Source organism: Vibrio sp. TMPB1044, assembly GCF_030442075.1.
Classification (GTDB): domain Bacteria; phylum Pseudomonadota; class Gammaproteobacteria; order Enterobacterales; family Vibrionaceae; genus Vibrio; species Vibrio satsumensis.
Genome location: NZ_JAUJED010000004.1, coordinates 1 through 19,020 on the forward strand (window position 1 = coordinate 1; position 19,020 = coordinate 19,020).

Below are 19,020 nucleotides of genomic sequence, written 5' to 3' on the forward strand. Positions count from 1 at the left end.
TTATCAGAGCGCATGTCTTTCAGTTGAAGCATTACCGCTTCACCGTTATCCGCACCGATTTGGAATGATTTAGTGCCGTGAGTACCGTTAAGCAGCTTGTTACCACCAAAAGACGTGGTTTCCGCGATACGGTTTAGTTCGTCGTTCAGTGCTGTTACTTCTTCTTGAATCGCTACACGCTCAGATTTTGAGTTTGAGCCGTTTGAAGATTGTAGAGACAAATCACGCATACGTTGCAGGATGTTAGTCGTCTCGTTCATTGCACCTTCAGCAGTTTGTGCAATCGAGATACCGTCGTTCGCGTTACGTACTGCAACATCAAGGCCGCGGCTCTGAACGTTCAAACGGTTAGAGATTTGTAGGCCCGCAGCGTCATCTTTTGCGCTGTTGATTTTTGAGCCTGAAGCTAGACGCTCCATTGATGTTTGTTGTGCGCTGTTTGCGTTGTTTAGGTAACGTTGCGCTGTCATCGCTGAAACGTTTGTATTTACATTCACTGCCATGGTGATTTCTCCAATTGATTTTCCGGTATAGCGGTTTCCGACGTCTCGGAAAACCAAGTAGTTCTCTCAAAGTTACTTTTAATAACGGCGCGAAAATCAGAAGCTTTAGAAAAACTTTCAAAAAACCACAAAAAATTTATTAATTTAATATTTATCAATGACTTAATTTATCTCATTTTCTAATACAGCGATAGATTTCAATTGAGAAAAGATCTTAACCTGTTTGAAAAACGTACGAATCTCCGTCTAAATTGCTCAAGGTGGAGAAATGATCAATCGCCAAAGATCTCTGGGGTAGACAAATCTTGTGCAATAGGCGAAATTATTTTTCGTGAACAAGAACAGTCAAATAGAGCTCTAAGAAAGATAGAGCGAGAAAATTCGTAGGAAAATAAATAGCAAAAACAAGAAATACAGAAAGGAAAAAGCCCCTTTTCCTTTGAGAGAACCGGGGCTAGTTGGCGCGTCAGAGCCTGTGTGGAGATCATCGAGAAATGAACACATTTCCGACTTGCCGTTGCATTCTTACTGTAAAAATGGATAGCAGGTGAGAGATGAGAGAGCTAAACACTCAATAGTAAGTATGCTTGCCAGTTTCCCTTGCTGCATGGCTCACGTCTGAACACGAGCAGCAAGTTCAACCAATAACTATTGCAATAATGACATCGCAGAGTTAGGCAACTGTTTTGCTTGAGCAAGTATTGAAGTACCTGCTTGTTGCAGAATTTGTGATTTGGTCATTTGCGTCGTCTCTTTCGCAAAGTCCGTATCTTTGATTCGGCTGTTTGAAGCGTCTACGTTCTCTTGTACGTTTGCCAAGTTATTAATACTGTGGCTTAGACGGTTCTGTTTTGCACCCAAATCAGCACGTTGTGAATCCACGTACTTCATTGCAGAATCAATCACGCTAATTGCGTTCTGTGAACCCGCAACGCTGGTTAAGCTAACGTCTTGAACAGAGGTAGCACGGCCTTCACTCTTAATACCTAGCTCAGACGCTAGGCCACCAGAGATAGACATTGCACCGTCAAGGTCTGGTTCAGCAACGAATAGCTGGATGCGACCATCATCAGTAACCGATGCGTTCACAAGATCAGATTGACCATTGATGTAAGTAGCAAGCTCTTCGATATCGTCACCCGCTTTGGTATTGATATCTAAAACGATATCTTCACCCGCTTTGGTTTTGAATTCGAACTTAAGATCACGAGCTTGTGCAGGCACTTCCCAGCTCTTATCTTTGCCGTTTTCAGAATCAAACGTTGTACCACCCATGCGGAAATCATCGGCACGAATGCTCGTCAGAGCCATGATCATCGCTTCACCAGAGTTAGAACCGATCTGGAACGATGCTTCACCAAATGAACCATTCAATAGACGACGGCCACCAAAAGACGTTGTCTCTGCGATACGGTTAAGCTCATCTTGAAGTGCCATAGACTCTTCATTCAGTGCCGTACGCTCTGCTGGAGAGTTAGTACCGTTTGATGATTGAATCGCTAGATCACGCATACGTTGTAATACGTTGGTTGATTCGTTCATCGCGCCTTCAGCGGTTTGAGCAATTGAGATACCGTCATTGGCATTACGCATTGCTACATCAAGACCACGAGATTGAGCTGTTAAGCGGTTCGAAATTTGCAAACCTGCAGCATCATCTTTTGCGCTGTTGATCTTGTGACCCGATGACAAACGCTCCATTGAAGTCGCTAAGTCATTCGACGCTTTATTCAGGTAACGCTGTGCTGTCATAGCAGATACGTTAGTACTTACATTAATAGCCATTTTGCTCTCCTTATGAGTTCGCAAGCTTTCTGCGAAGCGGCCAGCTTTACTCTCATATGGATAAGCACTGACCGTGTATTACTCGATAAACCCTATACAAGGTTTAAGATCTGTATTAATCATTTATAACCAACACAGATACAAGTTGTATGCCAAGTTTAATCTCATATAAATAATTTTTTAATTATCTAAAAATCAAAAACTTACAAACAACACTGCGCAATTATGATTTTCTACTATTAGAAGGTAAAAACAGTCACCTTCCTTATTGCCGTTTTTTGCCGCTATTCTATCTAGAAACATCATGCTTCGTACAAAAAAGCGGCAAACTATGGCGTCATTCGCACGTATGGCATAGCACATACGGCAAGGAATCAACGCCATGGTGATCGACAAGTCACCATTAAATGCCGATTGATCATTAAATATAGTTAAACAAGGTCAGGTCTTTGGTTTTGCCAAACGCTTGTTGAGAAGCTTGTAGTGCTCGAGAGTTTTCATTGAACTCAATGATCGCTTTCGAGTAATCCAAGTCTTCAAAATTGCTTTTTGCTTTCGCTAAAGACAACTTAAAATCTTCATGTTGCTGCTCTTGAATATCCAGCGTACTTAAACGTGCACCAACATCGGTTCTTGCCTTGGTTAAATGAATAAACGCGGCATGAAACTCTTCGGTTACTTGGTGCAATTTCGCCGTAGCTGATGCATCCGATACTGGGTTTTCAGCCTGTTCAGCGGCTTCTTTAAACGTATCAAAGATAGAGAATGTCTTTCTCGGCTCTAAGGTGATCGAATCACCTTTCGTGATCTGGCCTTTAAGTTGGATATTCAGCCCTTCGTAGACAATACCTGTCGAAGGATCAAAATCTTCCGCGGCGACGACGGTCCCATCTTTTTCAAGTTGGTAGGCATAGTTTCCGGTCTGCATATCAACGAACGTCACCTTGTACGTTGATGAATCTTTAGTTGTGTTCGTTGCGCGCTCTAACAATAGCTCTGAAGCGGGCTCAAGGTCATACTGAGGCTCAAAATCACCAAATGGGTTGTCTATTTCCATAAACATCTTGCTGCCTGGATCATTCATTGCCATTTCAAAGCTACTTGCCACACGCATCTTGCGTTGGTAGTCATCACCTTGATAAGTCACGTTTCCTTGATTGTCTCGAAAGAAAGGCTGATTCTTTGGTTTAGTACCCGCAAATGTGTAGTTACCCGACTCATCTTGAGAGTTGGCTAAATGAAGGAAGTTATTCGCCAGTTCTTGAATTTCACGCTTCTTGGCTAAACGGTCTTCTGGAGAAAGCGCACCGTTGATCATTTCCATCACGGTTCGTTTTGCTTCATCAGCAAAGCCTTCAGTGTTAGAAACTAATACTTCATGATGTTCAAGACGATTTCTTACTAGAGTAATCGCATCTACATACTGTTTAAGTTGTTCTGACTGCTGACCTATGTTCTGCAAATAGTGCGTCGCTAATGGATCATCACTTGGCGACTGTAACTTCTTACCTGAAGCAAGTTGCGCTTGGTTGTGATGCACCTTGTTCTCTTGGCGGCGCAAGTCATTTTGTACTGACTGATAATTATGGAAGCTAGAGATACGATTCAACATTTATACCTTCCTATCTCAGAGCCAAAATAGTGTTAAACGTATCGTTGGCTGCTTGCATGATGCGTGAAGAAGCCATATACGCTTGCTGAAACTTCATCATATTTGCCGCTTCTTCATCGAGGTTTACTCCCGAGATAGAAGCAATACGCTCTTGAGCCGACTGTTTTTCTAACGTCGCAATATCACTCAAACGATTTGCCGTTGAAGATTTCAAGCCCGTATTGGTATTCAAGTTGTGGTAAAGGTCTAAAATCGTAGACTCACCATCATTCAAAAGCTTTCCTGTTTGAAGATCTTGCAGCTTACGCAGGTTACCGTTGTCACCTTCTGATGGGACAAGGTTTGCCGTAAATTTATCATTTGCCACAGCGCCTGGTGTTAGCTCAAACGTTGTTCCATTGATAGTCACAGGGCCTTCGGGCGGATACGGTTGAGGCTGCATCAAGATGTTGCCCTTAGGATCGGTAACCGCAAATTGCTCCCCCTTTGGTGATACAACCACTTCAAACTCACGCAATTGACCGGCCGCTAGAATTTTGAACCCAGCAGTGCCCTTGGCAAAAGTGGTCGATGCCTCATAGCTTTGCGCGGCAATGTCTTTCGGATCTTTGGTTTCCATCTGCATTTGAGCAGCAAAATTACGCGTTGGACGCAGTAACAGTTTCTCTCCTAGCTCAGGAGGGTTACGAATTTCCACTCGCATGCCATCAAGATAAAAAGCGTTGCCGCTAGAGTCGGTCGCCATCTTCACGGTCTCACCGTTCGGCTTAGTCACCACGTAATCGCTGCCATCGTATTTCAGACCATACTCACCGCCTTTTAAGGCAGAGGTATCATCAATATATACCGCAACATCTGCTTTCGATTGCCCGCTAGCCGTGACACGAGATTTAGCCACCAGCTCAGAGTTAACATCAGTAAACAGGTTCTTACCTACGTTGCCGTTGAGATCCAAACCTTGTTCTTGAAGACCATTTACCTCGTATGAAAACGCGGTCGCTAAACGACCAAGTTCATCCATGATTGCCGGGATGTGTTCGTCACGCATATCTAGCATGGCGCCGATTTTTCCGTCGATATCACTGCTGGTGATCGGTTTTAAAGACTTACCTTCAACAATCGCTAGGCGACGCTGATGTGCATCGGGTAAGCCATCAACCATTTTTAATTGGCTTGCTTCACTACCAGAGACTAAGGTATGGCCATTGCCAATATGGACATTAAACCCTTCGGCATTTGAGCGTGGTGTCACCGTTACTTTGGTGTAACCAGAAAGCTCATTAATCAACTTTTCGTGCTGATCTCGTAGGTCATTATGAGGCCCAGGAGTCCGCATCATTAAACGTTGAACATCACGGATCTCGTACGCAAGCTGATTAACTCGCTCGATACCCATATCTAATTTTTTATTGGTAGAGTCAGACTGTTGGCGAACCGTTTCATGGAATTCATTTAACGTTTTACTAAGTAGCCCAGCCTTTTCTAATACAACTTTTCGAGCACCGACATCATTCGGTGTATCGGCTAATGTTTTAACCGAATCAAACCATTCATTAAGGTTTTCTGGAATCTTCTTCGAAGCAACAGATGACAGCATACTCGACAGCATATCGAGGTTAGCTTCGGTGTCGCCTTTATTGGCGGCATTGGTTGTCGATAAGTTAAGTTCGTTGACGGCAAATTGGTCCCAAGAGCGGCGAACATTTTCCACATGCACGCCCATACCATAGCTTTGGCCACCGTACTGACGCGGGTCATTCACACCTTGAATCACAGATTGGCGGCTATAGCCCTCTGTGTTGGCGTTAGAAATGTTATGACCTGTGGTGTTTAGCTGTCTCTGAGCAGTAAGAACACTTTGTGCCCCTACATTCAGAAGATCCGACGCCATAATGCCCCCAAAAAACTTAACAAAATCAGGATAAACTGATTAACTACCAGTTTAAAAAGCAATATATGTGCCAATAGACACAGCGAAGAACTAAAAGACAATAATTTATTGAAGTGTAAAGAGATAACTACAGACTTCGCAGCAAAATTTGAGGTGATAGATAAGAAAAGAGCCTGCCAATGGCAAGCTCCCGTGTACATTCAATAACGCTAGTTCATCTCGTCAATCTTAGCTTTCACTCGCAAAACCTTGTCTGCATAGTTAGGGTCAGTTGCGTAACCAGCTTGGTGAATACCTTTGATGAAATTCTCTGAGTTACCTTGATGCTGCAATGCCGTTTCGTATCTTGGGTTTTCATTCAAAAACTTCACATAGTCGTTAAAGCTGTCTTCGAAGTTTGAGTAAGAACGGAATGAAGCCGACTCTTTAACGGCAGTTTTACCGTGAAACTCGAGAGTTTGAGTTGCAACCTTATCGCCCTTCCAACTTCTATCGGCTTTGATGTTGAATAGGTTATTACTGTTACCTAATGAGTTCTTAATCATTTTAGAACCCCAACCTGTTTCAAGCGCAGCTTGTGCCAATAGGAGTGATGAATCAACACCAAGCGCACTTGCCGCTTTTTCAGCGTAAGGCTTCATTGAGGTCACAAACGATTCTGGAGAATCAAAGGATACTGGCTGTTTTGCTGCTTGCGCAGATTGAACGTCTGACGCACGCTCTTCCGAACGGCCTGAGTATTGCGGCCTTTGCAATGAAGCATCAAAGCCTTCACTGCGAACCTTCTCTTCAGACGCATCGCTTGCTTGACCAGCGCTTAGCTGAGCCACAATCATATCCGCAAGACCTAACGAACCTGAAGCACTTAACTCACTCGCCATTTGGTCATCTTGCATCTGACGGTAGAACTGCTCGTTCTGGCTATTCAGCATATCCGACTTAAAGCTCGAATTCGCATCACGCATCGACTTAAACAACATCGAGGTGAAAATCGATTCAAACTGTTTCGCAGCAGCGGTTAATGCTTCTTTCTCGCTACCTTCTTCACCGTTTACTGCTTGTTGACGAAGACGATCCAAGCTACCGATGTCGTGGATAAAACCAATATCATTATTATTCTTAATCATGCTTTATTCCCTAGATAATGATCAATTGGCCTTCAATCGCACCCGCTTGTTTCAGTGCTTGAAGGATTGCCATTAAATCTGAAGGCGCCGCGCCCACTTCGTTAACTGCGCGGACCAAATCGTCCAGCGTTAGGCCAGGTTCAAACTTGAACATCTTGCCATCACCTTCCGTGATTTCGATATCAGAATCAGGAACCACTACCGTTTGGCCACCAGAGAATGCATTCGGTTGGCTTACATTTAGATTTTCTTTGATTGCAACCGTCATACCACCATGTGTTACTGCCGCCGCTTTTAAGCGTACGTGCTTACCAACCACAATGGTGCCGGTACGAGAATTAACAATGATTTTTGCTGAACCCTCTGCAGGGTCGAATTCAATATTTTCGATAGCCGATAAGAACGCGACACGTTGGCTGATTTCTCGAGGAGCACGAACTTTTACTGACGTCGCGTCTACCGCAGACGCCATTTGTGGGCCTAGGAAATCATTAACTGCGTCAGCCAAACGCTGAGCCGTTGTGAAGTCGGATTGGATTAGGTTAAAGGTGATGTAGTCACCACGACCAAATGGGGTTGGGATCTCTTGTTCAACCGTCGCGCCGCTAGAGATGATACCTACGTTTGGGTTGTTGCCAACGATCTTCGAACCGTCATTACCTTGAGCACTAAAGCCACTTACTACCAAGTTACCTTGCGCCACAGCATACACCTGACCGTCTAGACCTTTCAGGAAGGTCTGTAGCAAGGTACCACCACGAAGGCTTTTTGCTGAACCGATAGAAGAAACGGTTACGTCAACTTCCTGACCTTGCTTAGAGAAGGCTGGAAGTTCAGCGGTAACAATTACCGCTGCTACGTTTTTCGTTTTTGGCTTAGTGCCGGGCGGCAATTGAATGCCAAAATTTTGCAGCATCGCGTTAAACGTTTGATCGGTAAAGGGAGTTGTCTCACCAGTACCCGGCAAGCCGGTCACCAAACCGTAGCCAACAAGTTGGTTACTACGAACACCCGCCACTTTTGCCACGTCTTTGATACGCGCAGCATGGGCACTTGTGGCAAGAAATAGCATGCCGAATAGTACGAGTGTTAGTTTTTTCATTGAGTAACCTGTCTGTATTGCTTTAATTTATAATAGCTTAGCTAAATATGGCTGAGTGATAGAGGCTGTCAGTATGTCGTCGCCCTCACAAGCTCTACAGAGATACATTAAAGAATCGTGCCAAGAATCCAGGCTCTTGCATATCTTTCTGCACGCCCGTGCCCGAGTACTGAATTCGTGCGTTAGAAACACGGTTTGAAGCGATGGTATTTTCGAAATCAATGTCGTCTGGACGGATAGTGCCACTTAGGCGGATATACTCATCGCCTGTGTTCAATGTCATCCATTTTTCACCACGAACCACTAGGTTGCCGTTGGCTAAAACTTCAATAACTTCAACGGTAATGTAGCCGCTGATACTGTTACTTTGGTTGGCTGATGCGTCACCAGCAAAGGTATTGGTGTTGCTCAGATCGTAAGAAAAGTTGTACTTATCGATAGTCAGCTCTTGACCACCAACGGCCAATGGCTCCATCGATGCATCATTCGACTTAGACATGTCCGCGTTGGCTTTTTTGGTCGCACGAGTATTCTCATCTAGGGCTACAGTAATGATGTCACCAATGCCGCGAGGTTTTGAATCGTCATACATGCTGCCAATGTGGTTCACATTGAACAGTGAGCCCGTTGCCGCTGCGTAATGCTCTGGTTTCTGCTTGGGATTGATTGGCGCCCATGCAGGGTCACCAGCAATTGGATCGGTGCGACCACGAAGCGTGTCGATAATGCCTGAGCTCTCTTGCGCCGACTTATCACCTTCCACAGCATCAACCACTGTGGTTGCATTTTCTTCTGCCGGAGTCTCAATCGGGTCCAGTACAGCACAACCCGTCATAGACATAAATAGAGCTAAACAAAAAATACGTTTCATGGCGATATACTCTCAGCAGGCAGTGGTCAATGGATTAATCAGCAGAAATAGATCTATTAATTAAAAAAGTAAACGGCTAAAAAACCAATTACAGCTGTTGGTTAACAAAGCTCATCATCTTGTCTACCGACGAGATAACTTTCGAATTCATTTCGTATACACGCTGAGCTTCAATCATGTTTACCAGCTCTTCGGTTACGTTCACGTTCGATGTTTCTAGCATCGACTGACGGATATTACCTAAGCCATCAAAGCCCGGAACACCCTCTTGTGGGTCACCACTCGCGCCAGTTGGCAAGTAAAGGTTTTGACCTACTGGCTCTAAACCACCTGGGTTTACAAAGTCAGTAATAGTGATTTGGCCAACCACGACGTTGTTTTGCTCACCACGTAGACGAACCGACACTTCACCATCGTTACCTACTGTTACCGAGATCGCGTCTTCAGGAATCACGATTTCTGGTTGTAGAGGGTAACCTTGACCCGACGTTACGATCGCGCCGTCACCGTTCAACGTGAACTGACCATTGCGGCTGTAACCTGTTTCGCCGTCTGGCATCTCAACTTGGAAGAAACCGTCACCTTCAATCATCATGTCTAAGCTGTTAGATGTCGTTTGTGCGTTACCGTGAGTGTGCACTTTTTGAGTTGCGACCACCTTAGAACCAGCACCCAACATCAAACCACTTGGCAGCTCAGTGTTCTGAGACGATTGACCACCCGGTTGGTTGATGTTCTGGTAGAACAGATCTTCAAATACCGCGCGGCTCTTTTTAAAACCAATGGTCGAGGCGTTGGCAAGGTTGTTCGAAATCGTTGAGATATTGGTTTGTTGGGCGTCTAAACCTGTTTTACTTACCCATAATGCTGGATGCATAGCAATTTCCTTTAAATTCTATTAGCTCATACGAAGCAGTGAATCAGACGACTTGTCCATTTCCTCTGCTGTGCTCATCATCTTGACCTGCATTTCAAACTGACGTTGTAAGTCAATTAAGCTGGTCATTTCACCTACGGCATTTACGTTACTGCCTTCGATAGCACCTTTTAGCAACGTTACTGCTGCATCTGCTTCGTATGCCTGATCTGGGTTTTTCGAACGGAACAGACCATTCGTATCTTTAAACAAAGTTTGATTGTCTGGACGTACAAGCTTAATACGATCAACTACGGCCAATTCTTCAGCTGGAGCGCCTTGAGGAATCACCGAAATCGTACCGTCAGTACCAATTTCTACTTTACTGATTGGGATGGGCAGTGTGATTGGCGCATCGTTTTCACCTAGCACCAAATAGCCACTTGCATTAGTTAGCAAACCGTTTTGGTCAACCTTAAGGTTGCCGTTACGTGTTAAACCTTCGCGGCCGGTGTTATCCATAACTGAAATCCAACCATCACCTTGAACGGTAACATCGAGATCTCGGCCAGTGGTAACCACACTACCTTGCGAGAAATTATGGCCCGGACGCTCTGTCATACTGAAAACACGAGTAGGCATGCCTTCACCATACGCTTGCATTGAACGCGCTTGTGCCAAATCAGCACGGAAACCCGTTGTACTCACGTTGGCAAGGTTGTTTGCACGTAGCTGCAAAGCTTGCATATTTTGCTTAGCGCCACTCATGGCAAGAAACAGTGCGCGATCCATAATTTTGCTCCAAAAAATCATCTTCTGGGGCTAATAAAGCAAACACTGTGCCAATATTTTTAAATGTTATTTATCAGTAATTTAAATAGAAAATGAACAAGGAGGGGTGATCATTAAAGGATCATTCAGGAAGAATTGTTGCCAGTGGCATTACCGTGCGGCAATAGGGGCGGCAAATAAGAAGACAAACAACAATACCCAATTCAATGACATTGAATTGGGTATTCGCAGATGATTCAAACGTTTGAAACGATTAACGAATCTGAAGAATATTCTGTTGCAGTTGGTTGTGTACTTCTAGAGAACGAGAGTTCGCTTGGAAGTTACGTTGAGCAGAAATCAAATCAACCAACTCTTGAGTCATATCGATGTTCGATTGCTCTAGTGAGCCGTTGTTGATGCTACCAAATGAACCTTTGTTCGATTCACCCCAGATTTTATCACCAGAGTCGTTAGTAGAATCCCACTGAGTACCGCCTTTCTTATCTAGGCCTTGCTCGTTTGGTACACGAACTAAGCCTACACGGCCAAGCATCACGTTTTCACCATTTGAGTAAGTACCCAGAACACTGCCGTACTCATCGAAATCGATTTTGGTTAAGAAACCTGTTGTCGCACCATCTTCATCAAACTTAGTCAATTCAAACGGAGCAGCAAACTGAGTTGAAGAATCCAGACCAAACTTAAGCACCTGTGTTGGATCGGCACCGTTCAAGTCAATTGGGTTCGCACCTGCACCTAGAGGATCAGAGTTAATTGGCTGACCACTGTTTAGGCTTGCTAACGTACCGTCATTGTTGAACTTCATTGTGTGACCAACATGACCAGTTGCATTCGTCGCATCACCGCCAGTAATGTTCAATGGCTTCTCACCATTCTCATCTGACATAGTGTAGTACGTTTGCCAAGTGTTTGGTTGAGTCTGATCTTTGAGGTAGTAAGTCGTTAACTTGTAAGACTGACCCATAGAATCGTATACCGTCGAAGACGTTGCACGGTTATAAGTATCAGCATCTTGGTAGTTAAATGCAGCCGGGTCTTTAAGATCACCATTTGCAGGAAGGTTGACCCCTACTTCAATGTTTTCTGTCTGTTTTGGCTTACCAAACTCAGCAGGAATGTCGAGAGGCTTTGGCGCGTAAGAAAGAACTTCACCCGAGTTTGGATCAACATCGTAACCTAAAAGAAACTCATCATTAGCCGTAACCATGTAGTTGTCTTTGTTTAGGTGAAATGCACCATTACGCGTTAGTTCGTTAATCTCTGGCACCATGCGATCTTTCGATACTGCAAAGAAACCTGTACCACTTACACGCAAATCCATTGGGTTGTTCGTATAAATACTTGAACCTTCGTGGAACTGTTGCGCCACCTGGCTAGCTTGCGCACCACCACCTGACGTCGTTTTTGCGTTAGTAAACAACGAGTTTGAGTAAACATCACCGAACTCTGCACGAGACTCTTTAAAGCCAAACGTGTTTGCGTTCGCAATATTGTTACTGGTTGTATTCAGGTCTAATTGTGCAGCGGATAGGCCGCTTAAAGCTACATATGACATTCCAATATTCTCCTAATCTATCTAGCTAGCATAGTCACTCAATAAAGAGCTACGCTTTACCAACTTCTAGTACTTCAGCAAGTCGTACTGGCGATGTGAAACCAGCCAGATTGAGTAGTACGTTGCCATCACCCTTACCAAGAAGCACACTGTTCACGTTCGCATAACTGGAAACTTGAAACTCTGTGTTCTCGCCATCCAGTAAACCCGACGCTTTCACGTTATATTTACCGGCCGGCAATGGGTTACCGTCTTCGTCTTTTCCGTCCCATTCAACACGTGTATCACCAGATGGTTTAGAGCCGATATCAAATGTGCGAACCAATTGGCCAACTTCGTTCTCAACACGGACCATTACATTGTCCATTGCCTGAGGAAGCTTAACCATTGCCGCCATACCGCCATCACCAGGTTTTACACCTGCCGCACCAGGAACCAATACGTCACGACCAACCAAAGAGGATGCCTGAAGTGCTTGGTTAGAGGTCATTGATGAATTCAAGCTTTCAAACTGTGTATTCATTTTGCCAATGCCATCTACGGTCGCAAATGAAGCCATTTGCGCAATCATCTGGTCATTGCTAACCGGCTTGAAAGGGTCTTGTTGTGCTAGTTGCTTAGTCAACAAAGATAAGAAGTCTTCTTGTTTAAGATCCTGCTTACCTGTTGTTTCGTCGGGCTTCTTAGCGCCATCTTGAAGACTCTTCAGCTGGTCAACATAGGACAAGCCGCTTTGACCAACATTGTTGTTGATTCCAGCCATGTGCTACCTCCTTATCCTTATTGACCCATCTGCAGCGTACGCAGCAGCATTTGTTTACTCGAGTCAGCAACCTGTACGTTCGTTTGATACGCACGTGATGCCGAAATCATGTTTGCCATCTCTTCCATAACGTTCACGTTAGGCTTGTATATGTAGCCTTCGTTGTTCGCTAATGGGTGATCCGGGTTGTACTCCGCGCTTAGCGGCTTATCGCTTTCTACAATACCTAAAACTTTCACAGGCACAGTGTGACCACTGTTGCGTGCTTTATTTAACTCAGCGCCGAACACTGCGTGACGAGCCTTGTAAGTTTCTTCAGCTGAACTACTTACACTGTCCGCGTTCGCAAGGTTACTCGAGGTCGTATTTAGACGAACAGATTCAGCACTCATCGCAGAACCAGTCACATTGAATACATTAAATAAGCTCATCTAATTATTCCCCTTTAATCGCTTTAGTTAAATTCTTGAACTTACTTCCTAGGAAGTCGAGAGAGGCTTGATGCCTAATTTGGTTTTGCATGAAAAGGTTTCTTTCCAAATCCAAATCAACCGTGTTGCCATCTCCTGTATCAGGTTGTGTAGGAATTCGATACTTCGTTTCCCCGTGCACCGTTGTTGAGGCAGAAATGTGCCGACCATCTGTACGGCTAAGACCAATGCTTGCCCCAGAACTTGCCGCTTGCAGTGATTGCTTAAAGTCTAATCCCTTTGCTTTATACCCAGGCGTGTTTGCTTGCGCGATATTGGTGGAAAGCACCTCAGCGTTACGCTCACGTACACCAACTGTGTGCTGGTGAATACCCAAAGCATTGTCAAAAGAAATAGCCATGTAAACCTCAACTCAAGAACTGACTGTTATGAAATAACCAAAGCAATATATATACCAACTTTTAAAACAAAGCGGTCTATCTATACTTTTACAGGTTACTCGTGGGTAAACTTGCAATATACAAGCCAAAAAATAGAGTAAATTGGAATGTCACTCTAACTTAAAGATATAGCTTAAGCGGGTAAAAGAAAACCCAGCACTTGGCTGGGTTTTGAATTTAAACAGTAACGTCGCACCTTATACTGGTGCTACTCATTACTTTAATTTGTAGATGATGCCTGGATTACAGCGAACCATTTCAAAACGATCCGTTAAACCTGTTAATGATTCAGACGCACCCAATAATAGGTAACCACCAGGGTTCAGGCTATTTGCCATCTGGTTAAGTACTTTTGACTTCATATCAGGTGAGAAGTAAATCAGCACATTACGACAGAAAATAATATCGAACTTGCCTAACAAGGCATAGCTGTCCATCAAGTTCTGAGGGCGGAAGTTCACCATGCGCTTAACGTTATCTTTCACTTTCATACGACCATCGCCCGCATCTTCAAAGAAGGTACGACGACGCTCAGGAGAAAGTCCACGTCCCAATGCAAGGTTGTCGTACGCGCCTGTACGGCACATATCCAACATACTTGCTGAGATGTCGGTTGCAGTAATCGATACATTTGGCAACATACCCGGCTTACGAGCTTGAGTTTCAAGAATCGTCATTGCCATTGAGTATGCTTCTTGGCCTGAGGAACTTGCCGCAGACCAAATCTTAATAGGACGCTTATTTGCCGCTATTTCCGGTAGAAGTTTATCCGCAAGCACAGCAAACGGGTAAGTATCTCGGAACCAAAGTGTCTCGTTCGTCGTCATGGCATCGACAGCAGCCACACGCAGCTCACGGTTTCGACCTGTTACTACGTCTCTCAATAGATCAGATAGAGAAGCTAAATTAAACTTCGCCACTAATGGGCTTAGACGACTGCGCACCAAGTACTGTTTGCTGTCACCTAATACAATGCCACATTGAGATTCTAAGAAACGGCTGAAATCGCGATACTCTTGATCACTTATTGTTATAGCAGTCATTAATGTCTCTTTTAGTTAGTTAACGCAGCTTTTACCGCTGCACCAAGCTCATCAGGGTTGAATTTCGCGATGAAGGAGTTAGCTCCTACGCGTTCAACCATGGCTTGGTTAAATACACCACTCAACGATGAGTGTAAAATTACGTATAGATCTTTAAGTTCGGCGTGACGACGAATCTCAGCAGTTAACGTATATCCATCCATTTCTGGCATTTCGATATCTGAAATCACTAATGAAATCTGATCGTAAATACTGCCTTCTGATGACATCTGCACCAGCTTCTCATAGGCCTCTTTACCATCTTTCACAGAAATAACTTCAAAACCAATCGACTCAATAGCACGTTGAACCTGCTTACGAGCAACAGTCGAGTCATCAGCAATCAAGATGCGGCGAACCAGTTCTTTCTCTTGTTCGACTTTCGCAATATCTTCAGCAATCTTGCTGTCCATTGTTTCATCAACAGGAGAAATTTCTGCAAGAATCTTCTCAACATCTAGAATTTCTACCAATTCATTATCAATGTTGGTTACCGCTGTCAGGTAGTTCGCTCTACCTGCGCCATCTGGCGGCGGAAGAATCGATTCCCAGTGCATGTTAATAATGCGCTCTACTGAACTTACCAAGAAACCTTGAATGGTTCGGTTAAATTCAGAGATAACCACAAAACACTTTTCAACATCCGTTGTAGGACGGCCACCAATCGCTAAGCTCAAGTCAATCACAGAGATCGTTTGGCCACGAATATGTGCTACACCTTTAACCAGTGGGTTCAAGTTTGGCATCTTTGTCAGCTTAGGGCATTGAAGCACTTCTTTTACTTTAAAGACATTAATGCCGTAACGCTGACGCCCCATTAGGCGAAAGGTTAGTAATTCTAATCGGTTTTGACCGACGAGTTGCGTACGCTGATTCACCGAATCAAGAATACCCGTCATGAGCTCATCTCCATATCAAACTTTTTTGTATAAAAAGTGTTAGTCTACTGCAGGCTACGAACCACCAGAGAAACGGAATGACGTATTATAAAACAAATTTGCCACCTCTTTCCATAGCAATGTGTAGAGCTACTTTTAAAACTGTCGCTAAGTTTATCGGCATTTTATCAATATTGTTTAGTTTTTTTGTACAAGCTGCGACCCCAAAACAAATTGAGATGATTCAGTCAGCAGCAGAGCAACACATCCTTGATACGGTTGAGCAGACACAAGGCGGTGAACTCTTTGTAAATTCAGCAAATGTTGACTCAAGAATCAAAGCGACAGACTGTCCAGCACCTTTAGAGACCAGCGCCTCAACCACCACCAATACCCGCAGCAGCATTACGGTTTTAGTGCAATGTATTCCTGATGAATGGCGCGTTTATGTACCCGTGCGTCTTTCGATGTCAGTGCCCCTTGTTACCACCACTCGCTCACTCGCGAGAGGCGAAATCGTCGGTCAATACGATGTCACCACCGCTATGATTTCTCTTAACAAATTTCGTCGCCAAGGTTTCACCGCTCCACAACAAGTCATCGGCGCTAAGGTAAAAAAGAACCTGAGACCCGGTGATGTAGTTGAAAGAGGCGATATCTGTGTCGTATGCCGAAACGAGAAGGTTATCATACAGGCAGTAAAAGGTGGCATGACCATTACCACCAAAGGCACAGCACTTACCGATGGCTCTATGGGCGATCAAGTAAGAGTGAAAAATGATAAATCACAGCGTATAATTGAGGGGATTGTTACCAGCATGTCTGAAGTCACAGTTTACTTTTAACTATCTACTTCTAAATTGACGGTATCGTTAGCTATTTTGCTCTCAACTCTAACGCCAAATATAACGGCGGCGGTGTTTTGTCCCTTTTCGACTATTGAGCTAAAAATTGCTAAAGTATTCGAACCCTTGGTCGATATTGACTGTACAGGTTCCCATTTTTGAAGAAAAAGGCTTAACTATGGCAGGCATTGATAATATTCGTTCAGGGCAATCCCTAACGACCACTAACCGATCAGCAGTACGCTCTGATTCTAGTTCTGAGGCATCACGCTCTGATGTATCAACTAAATCACCAACAAGCAAGGATGCGGTTTCTCTAAGCCAACAAGGCAAAGCGATTGGTCAACTCCATCAAGACATGGCAGCACAGCCAAGCTTTGATTCTGTGAAAGTGGCAGCGATCAAAGAAGCAATTGCGAACGGTTCATACACGGTTGATCCAGAAAAACTGGCTGACAACATGATCAAGTTCGAAAACGAATTAAAAGGTCTTTAAGCACTAACCCTTAGATTAAGTGGTTAACTTAAAGCACACGAGGTTATTGATAGGTTTACGTTATGGCGGCACTAGCAGATTTAGTTAATTTTCAACTTCAAAATGCCAAAGCCTTATCTGAATTATTAAGTTCAGAGAAAACCGCGATCACGAGCCGACAATCCAATGATATTGAGCGAATCGCCAAAGAAAAAGTGGTTCTTGTTGAACAGCTAAGATCAACCGATCAACGAATCGCTGCCCATACCAATATCTCAGAACTGACCGAGAATCCTGAACTTGCTCAGTTAGTCACAAAGATCCAGTCCATAGTGCACGACTGCCAGCAAGCGAACCTTGTTAATGGGGAAGCCTTGAATCGAGCGCACCTTAGCTTCAAAAAGCTCAGCAATATGATGCAACAAAGCCACGGTAAAATTGGCATGACCTACAATGCAGGTGGCCAAACACATACCATTTCTACGCTGGGAACCAATGTAAAAGCCTAGTTAAGCCTCCCTCTTCAGTAATACCCATTATTAACCTTCTGCCTGTATCTGTATCTGTATCTGTATCTGTATCTGTATCTGTATCTGTATCTGTATCTCAGACTATTCCCATCATTATCTTTTATCAAAACACCTAATCAGCCTTTGAACGCTCTACAAAATCGATAAACAAAAAAGCGGCAAGTATTTTCATACTTGCCGCTTTTACATTGATATTAGTTATTGGTTGCCGATACGCCATCTGGAAAGCGAGTGACAGCCAATATCTTTGAATATTCGATTCAAACACCGAAACTAGAACAGCGTTTGTTGTCTCTTTTCAGGTACTGGCTGAACTTCGCCGTAATTACGTAGTTGTTCCATCTTACGAATATCGAGCTGAAGCTCAGTGACATAACTATCACCTACAGGGTAACTGCGTACTACTTCTGCGCCACGAATTACACCATCAACCGCACCAGAAGTACGTTCTGTACCAAGGCGTTGATCTTCAAGCTCTGCTCGACCACTCACTCGCATACCATAGACTTGCTCAGCAAGTTCACGGTAAGCATCAATTTTTGAAGCTCTCATTGCGCGGATGCGCTTCTCTTCGTCGTTGCGCCCTTTTTGTTCACTGATACTGGCATAACCAACGGCAACCAAGAAATCGTCTGGCCTCATGTTTTGCAGTGGTTGACAGCCAACAAGCAGTAAAGCGGCAACAACAAATATTAACTTCTTCATCTCGAACTCCTAAGGGCGAAGAATGACAGTATAAGGCTGGGTCATCGTTGGATCAGAGCGAATAATTACACCATCTTGAGTTCGAATACTATTCAGAGTATCTAGGTCACGGCCAATACGATCCGCAGGTAAGAAGCCCTGTGCAGACGCCACAACAATACGAGTTTGCATGCCAACAACACGGGCATTTACTAACACACCGCCTTCTTGTCGAAGCATGGTGCCTGTTAGTACGTATTGAACGTCTTGCTCTTGAGCTAAGTCTTTCCAATCGCGGCTTAACGCAAAGTCACCTTGGTGAGTCACTTGAATAGAACCGGTTGTTTTGAAGTCAACAACCTTGAAGCCACGACGCTGAAACTGATGAATGAAGCCTTCTGATACCGAGTTTCCTAGCCAATTCGTTGTATCCATATGTTGCAAATCAACAAACGAAGTGATCGCTATCGGCGTTCTAGCTGAAATACTTGTATTCGAAATGATCAAATCTTCAGTCATACTTTCCACGAAAAAATCCATAGTATGACGAGGGCTGTCCATCAACATAAACTGACTGCCTGAATATTCAGACTTGCCGTTATAGATCGGCGAATAAGCGCATGATGTCAGTAACATGACACTCATTACTACGAGCCATTTTTTCATTCTCTAATCTCCAGATATATTTAGTGCTACCTGTTCCAATATGTTCTCACCATTATTCTTTTCAATGGATTACAATGTTGGAACAGTCTTTGCTTTTCATTAATGGTTCAGATTAAGAAAATCGCACTT

General features: G+C 44.0%; 19 protein-coding genes and 1 pseudogene. 3 read left to right on the top strand and 17 right to left on the bottom strand.

The genetic code is table 11. The features are described from left to right. The 15 genes and pseudogenes from QQ041_RS01670 to QQ041_RS01740 all read right to left on the bottom strand — a co-directional run. A pseudogene (locus tag QQ041_RS01670) lies at positions 1-503 on the bottom strand (flagellin B); the annotation flags it as partial. Positions 504-1,151: 648 nt separating this feature from the next. Beyond that, positions 1,152-2,288: a flagellin gene (locus QQ041_RS01675; protein ID WP_146492320.1), complete on the bottom strand. Its 1,137-nt coding sequence runs from the start codon at positions 2,286-2,288 to the stop codon at positions 1,152-1,154. A 421-nt stretch (positions 2,289-2,709) separates the two neighbouring features. Continuing rightward, positions 2,710-3,900: a flagellar hook-associated protein FlgL gene (gene flgL, locus QQ041_RS01680; RefSeq protein WP_146492321.1), complete on the bottom strand. Its 1,191-nt coding sequence runs from the start codon at positions 3,898-3,900 to the stop codon at positions 2,710-2,712. A gap of 10 nt (positions 3,901-3,910) precedes the next feature. Then, the gene (gene flgK / locus QQ041_RS01685) at positions 3,911-5,791 is read right to left on the bottom strand and encodes a flagellar hook-associated protein FlgK (protein WP_146492322.1); all 1,881 of its coding nucleotides are present in this window, start codon (positions 5,789-5,791) and stop codon (positions 3,911-3,913) included. Between the two features lie 209 nt (positions 5,792-6,000). Then, positions 6,001-6,918 carry a flagellar assembly peptidoglycan hydrolase FlgJ gene (gene flgJ / locus QQ041_RS01690; protein WP_061019775.1) on the bottom strand — a complete coding sequence of 306 codons (918 nt, stop codon included), beginning with the start codon at positions 6,916-6,918 and terminating at the stop codon, positions 6,001-6,003. 10 nt (positions 6,919-6,928) lie between these two features. After that, entirely contained in the window at positions 6,929-8,020 is a 1,092-nt protein-coding gene (locus tag QQ041_RS01695; protein ID WP_285952974.1) for a flagellar basal body P-ring protein FlgI, read from the bottom strand. 94 nt (positions 8,021-8,114) lie between these two features. Then, positions 8,115-8,891: a flagellar basal body L-ring protein FlgH gene (flgH, locus tag QQ041_RS01700; RefSeq protein WP_146492323.1), complete on the bottom strand. Its 777-nt coding sequence runs from the start codon at positions 8,889-8,891 to the stop codon at positions 8,115-8,117. 88 nt (positions 8,892-8,979) lie between these two features. Next, positions 8,980-9,768 carry a flagellar basal-body rod protein FlgG gene (flgG, locus tag QQ041_RS01705; protein ID WP_004739713.1) on the bottom strand — a complete coding sequence of 263 codons (789 nt, stop codon included), beginning with the start codon at positions 9,766-9,768 and terminating at the stop codon, positions 8,980-8,982. Between the two features lie 21 nt (positions 9,769-9,789). After that, positions 9,790-10,539 (bottom strand): flagellar basal-body rod protein FlgF, encoded by a 750-nt coding sequence (flgF, locus tag QQ041_RS01710; protein WP_285952975.1) that lies wholly within the window; start codon positions 10,537-10,539, stop codon positions 9,790-9,792. A gap of 253 nt (positions 10,540-10,792) precedes the next feature. Beyond that, positions 10,793-12,097, bottom strand: a complete 1,305-nt coding sequence (flgE, locus tag QQ041_RS01715) for a flagellar hook protein FlgE (RefSeq protein WP_048609567.1) — start codon at positions 12,095-12,097, stop codon at positions 10,793-10,795. 49 nt (positions 12,098-12,146) lie between these two features. Beyond that, complete coding sequence (gene flgD / locus QQ041_RS01720; RefSeq protein ID WP_010439286.1) at positions 12,147-12,860, bottom strand: flagellar hook assembly protein FlgD; 714 nt, start codon at positions 12,858-12,860, stop codon at positions 12,147-12,149. A gap of 17 nt (positions 12,861-12,877) precedes the next feature. After that, positions 12,878-13,291 carry a flagellar basal body rod protein FlgC gene (gene flgC / locus QQ041_RS01725; RefSeq protein WP_004736176.1) on the bottom strand — a complete coding sequence of 138 codons (414 nt, stop codon included), beginning with the start codon at positions 13,289-13,291 and terminating at the stop codon, positions 12,878-12,880. 4 nt (positions 13,292-13,295) lie between these two features. Beyond that, positions 13,296-13,691, bottom strand: a complete 396-nt coding sequence (gene flgB / locus QQ041_RS01730; RefSeq protein WP_285952976.1) for a flagellar basal body rod protein FlgB — start codon at positions 13,689-13,691, stop codon at positions 13,296-13,298. A 255-nt stretch (positions 13,692-13,946) separates the two neighbouring features. After that, the gene (locus tag QQ041_RS01735) at positions 13,947-14,774 is read right to left on the bottom strand and encodes a protein-glutamate O-methyltransferase (RefSeq protein ID WP_060983619.1); all 828 of its coding nucleotides are present in this window, start codon (positions 14,772-14,774) and stop codon (positions 13,947-13,949) included. A gap of 11 nt (positions 14,775-14,785) precedes the next feature. Further along, entirely contained in the window at positions 14,786-15,712 is a 927-nt protein-coding gene (locus QQ041_RS01740; RefSeq protein WP_048609568.1) for a chemotaxis protein CheV, read from the bottom strand. Positions 15,713-15,789: 77 nt separating this feature from the next. Between QQ041_RS01740 and flgA the strand changes: the two genes are divergently transcribed. From flgA to QQ041_RS01755, 3 genes are all read left to right on the top strand, one after another. Then, the gene (flgA, locus tag QQ041_RS01745; protein WP_285952977.1) at positions 15,790-16,536 is read left to right on the top strand and encodes a flagellar basal body P-ring formation chaperone FlgA; all 747 of its coding nucleotides are present in this window, start codon (positions 15,790-15,792) and stop codon (positions 16,534-16,536) included. 178 nt (positions 16,537-16,714) lie between these two features. After that, positions 16,715-17,032 carry a flagellar biosynthesis anti-sigma factor FlgM gene (gene flgM / locus QQ041_RS01750; protein ID WP_285952978.1) on the top strand — a complete coding sequence of 106 codons (318 nt, stop codon included), beginning with the start codon at positions 16,715-16,717 and terminating at the stop codon, positions 17,030-17,032. 62 nt (positions 17,033-17,094) lie between these two features. Further along, positions 17,095-17,520: a flagella synthesis protein FlgN gene (locus QQ041_RS01755; protein ID WP_017064136.1), complete on the top strand. Its 426-nt coding sequence runs from the start codon at positions 17,095-17,097 to the stop codon at positions 17,518-17,520. A gap of 294 nt (positions 17,521-17,814) precedes the next feature. On the opposite strand, the gene flgP is transcribed toward QQ041_RS01755, so the two are convergent. Further along, positions 17,815-18,246, bottom strand: coding sequence for a flagellar assembly lipoprotein FlgP (gene flgP, locus QQ041_RS01760; protein ID WP_060983616.1), 432 nt, complete (start codon positions 18,244-18,246; stop codon positions 17,815-17,817). A gap of 9 nt (positions 18,247-18,255) precedes the next feature. Further along, positions 18,256-18,891 (bottom strand): FlgO family outer membrane protein, encoded by a 636-nt coding sequence (locus QQ041_RS01765; RefSeq protein WP_004736167.1) that lies wholly within the window; start codon positions 18,889-18,891, stop codon positions 18,256-18,258. Positions 18,892-19,020: the final 129 nt, after the last annotated feature.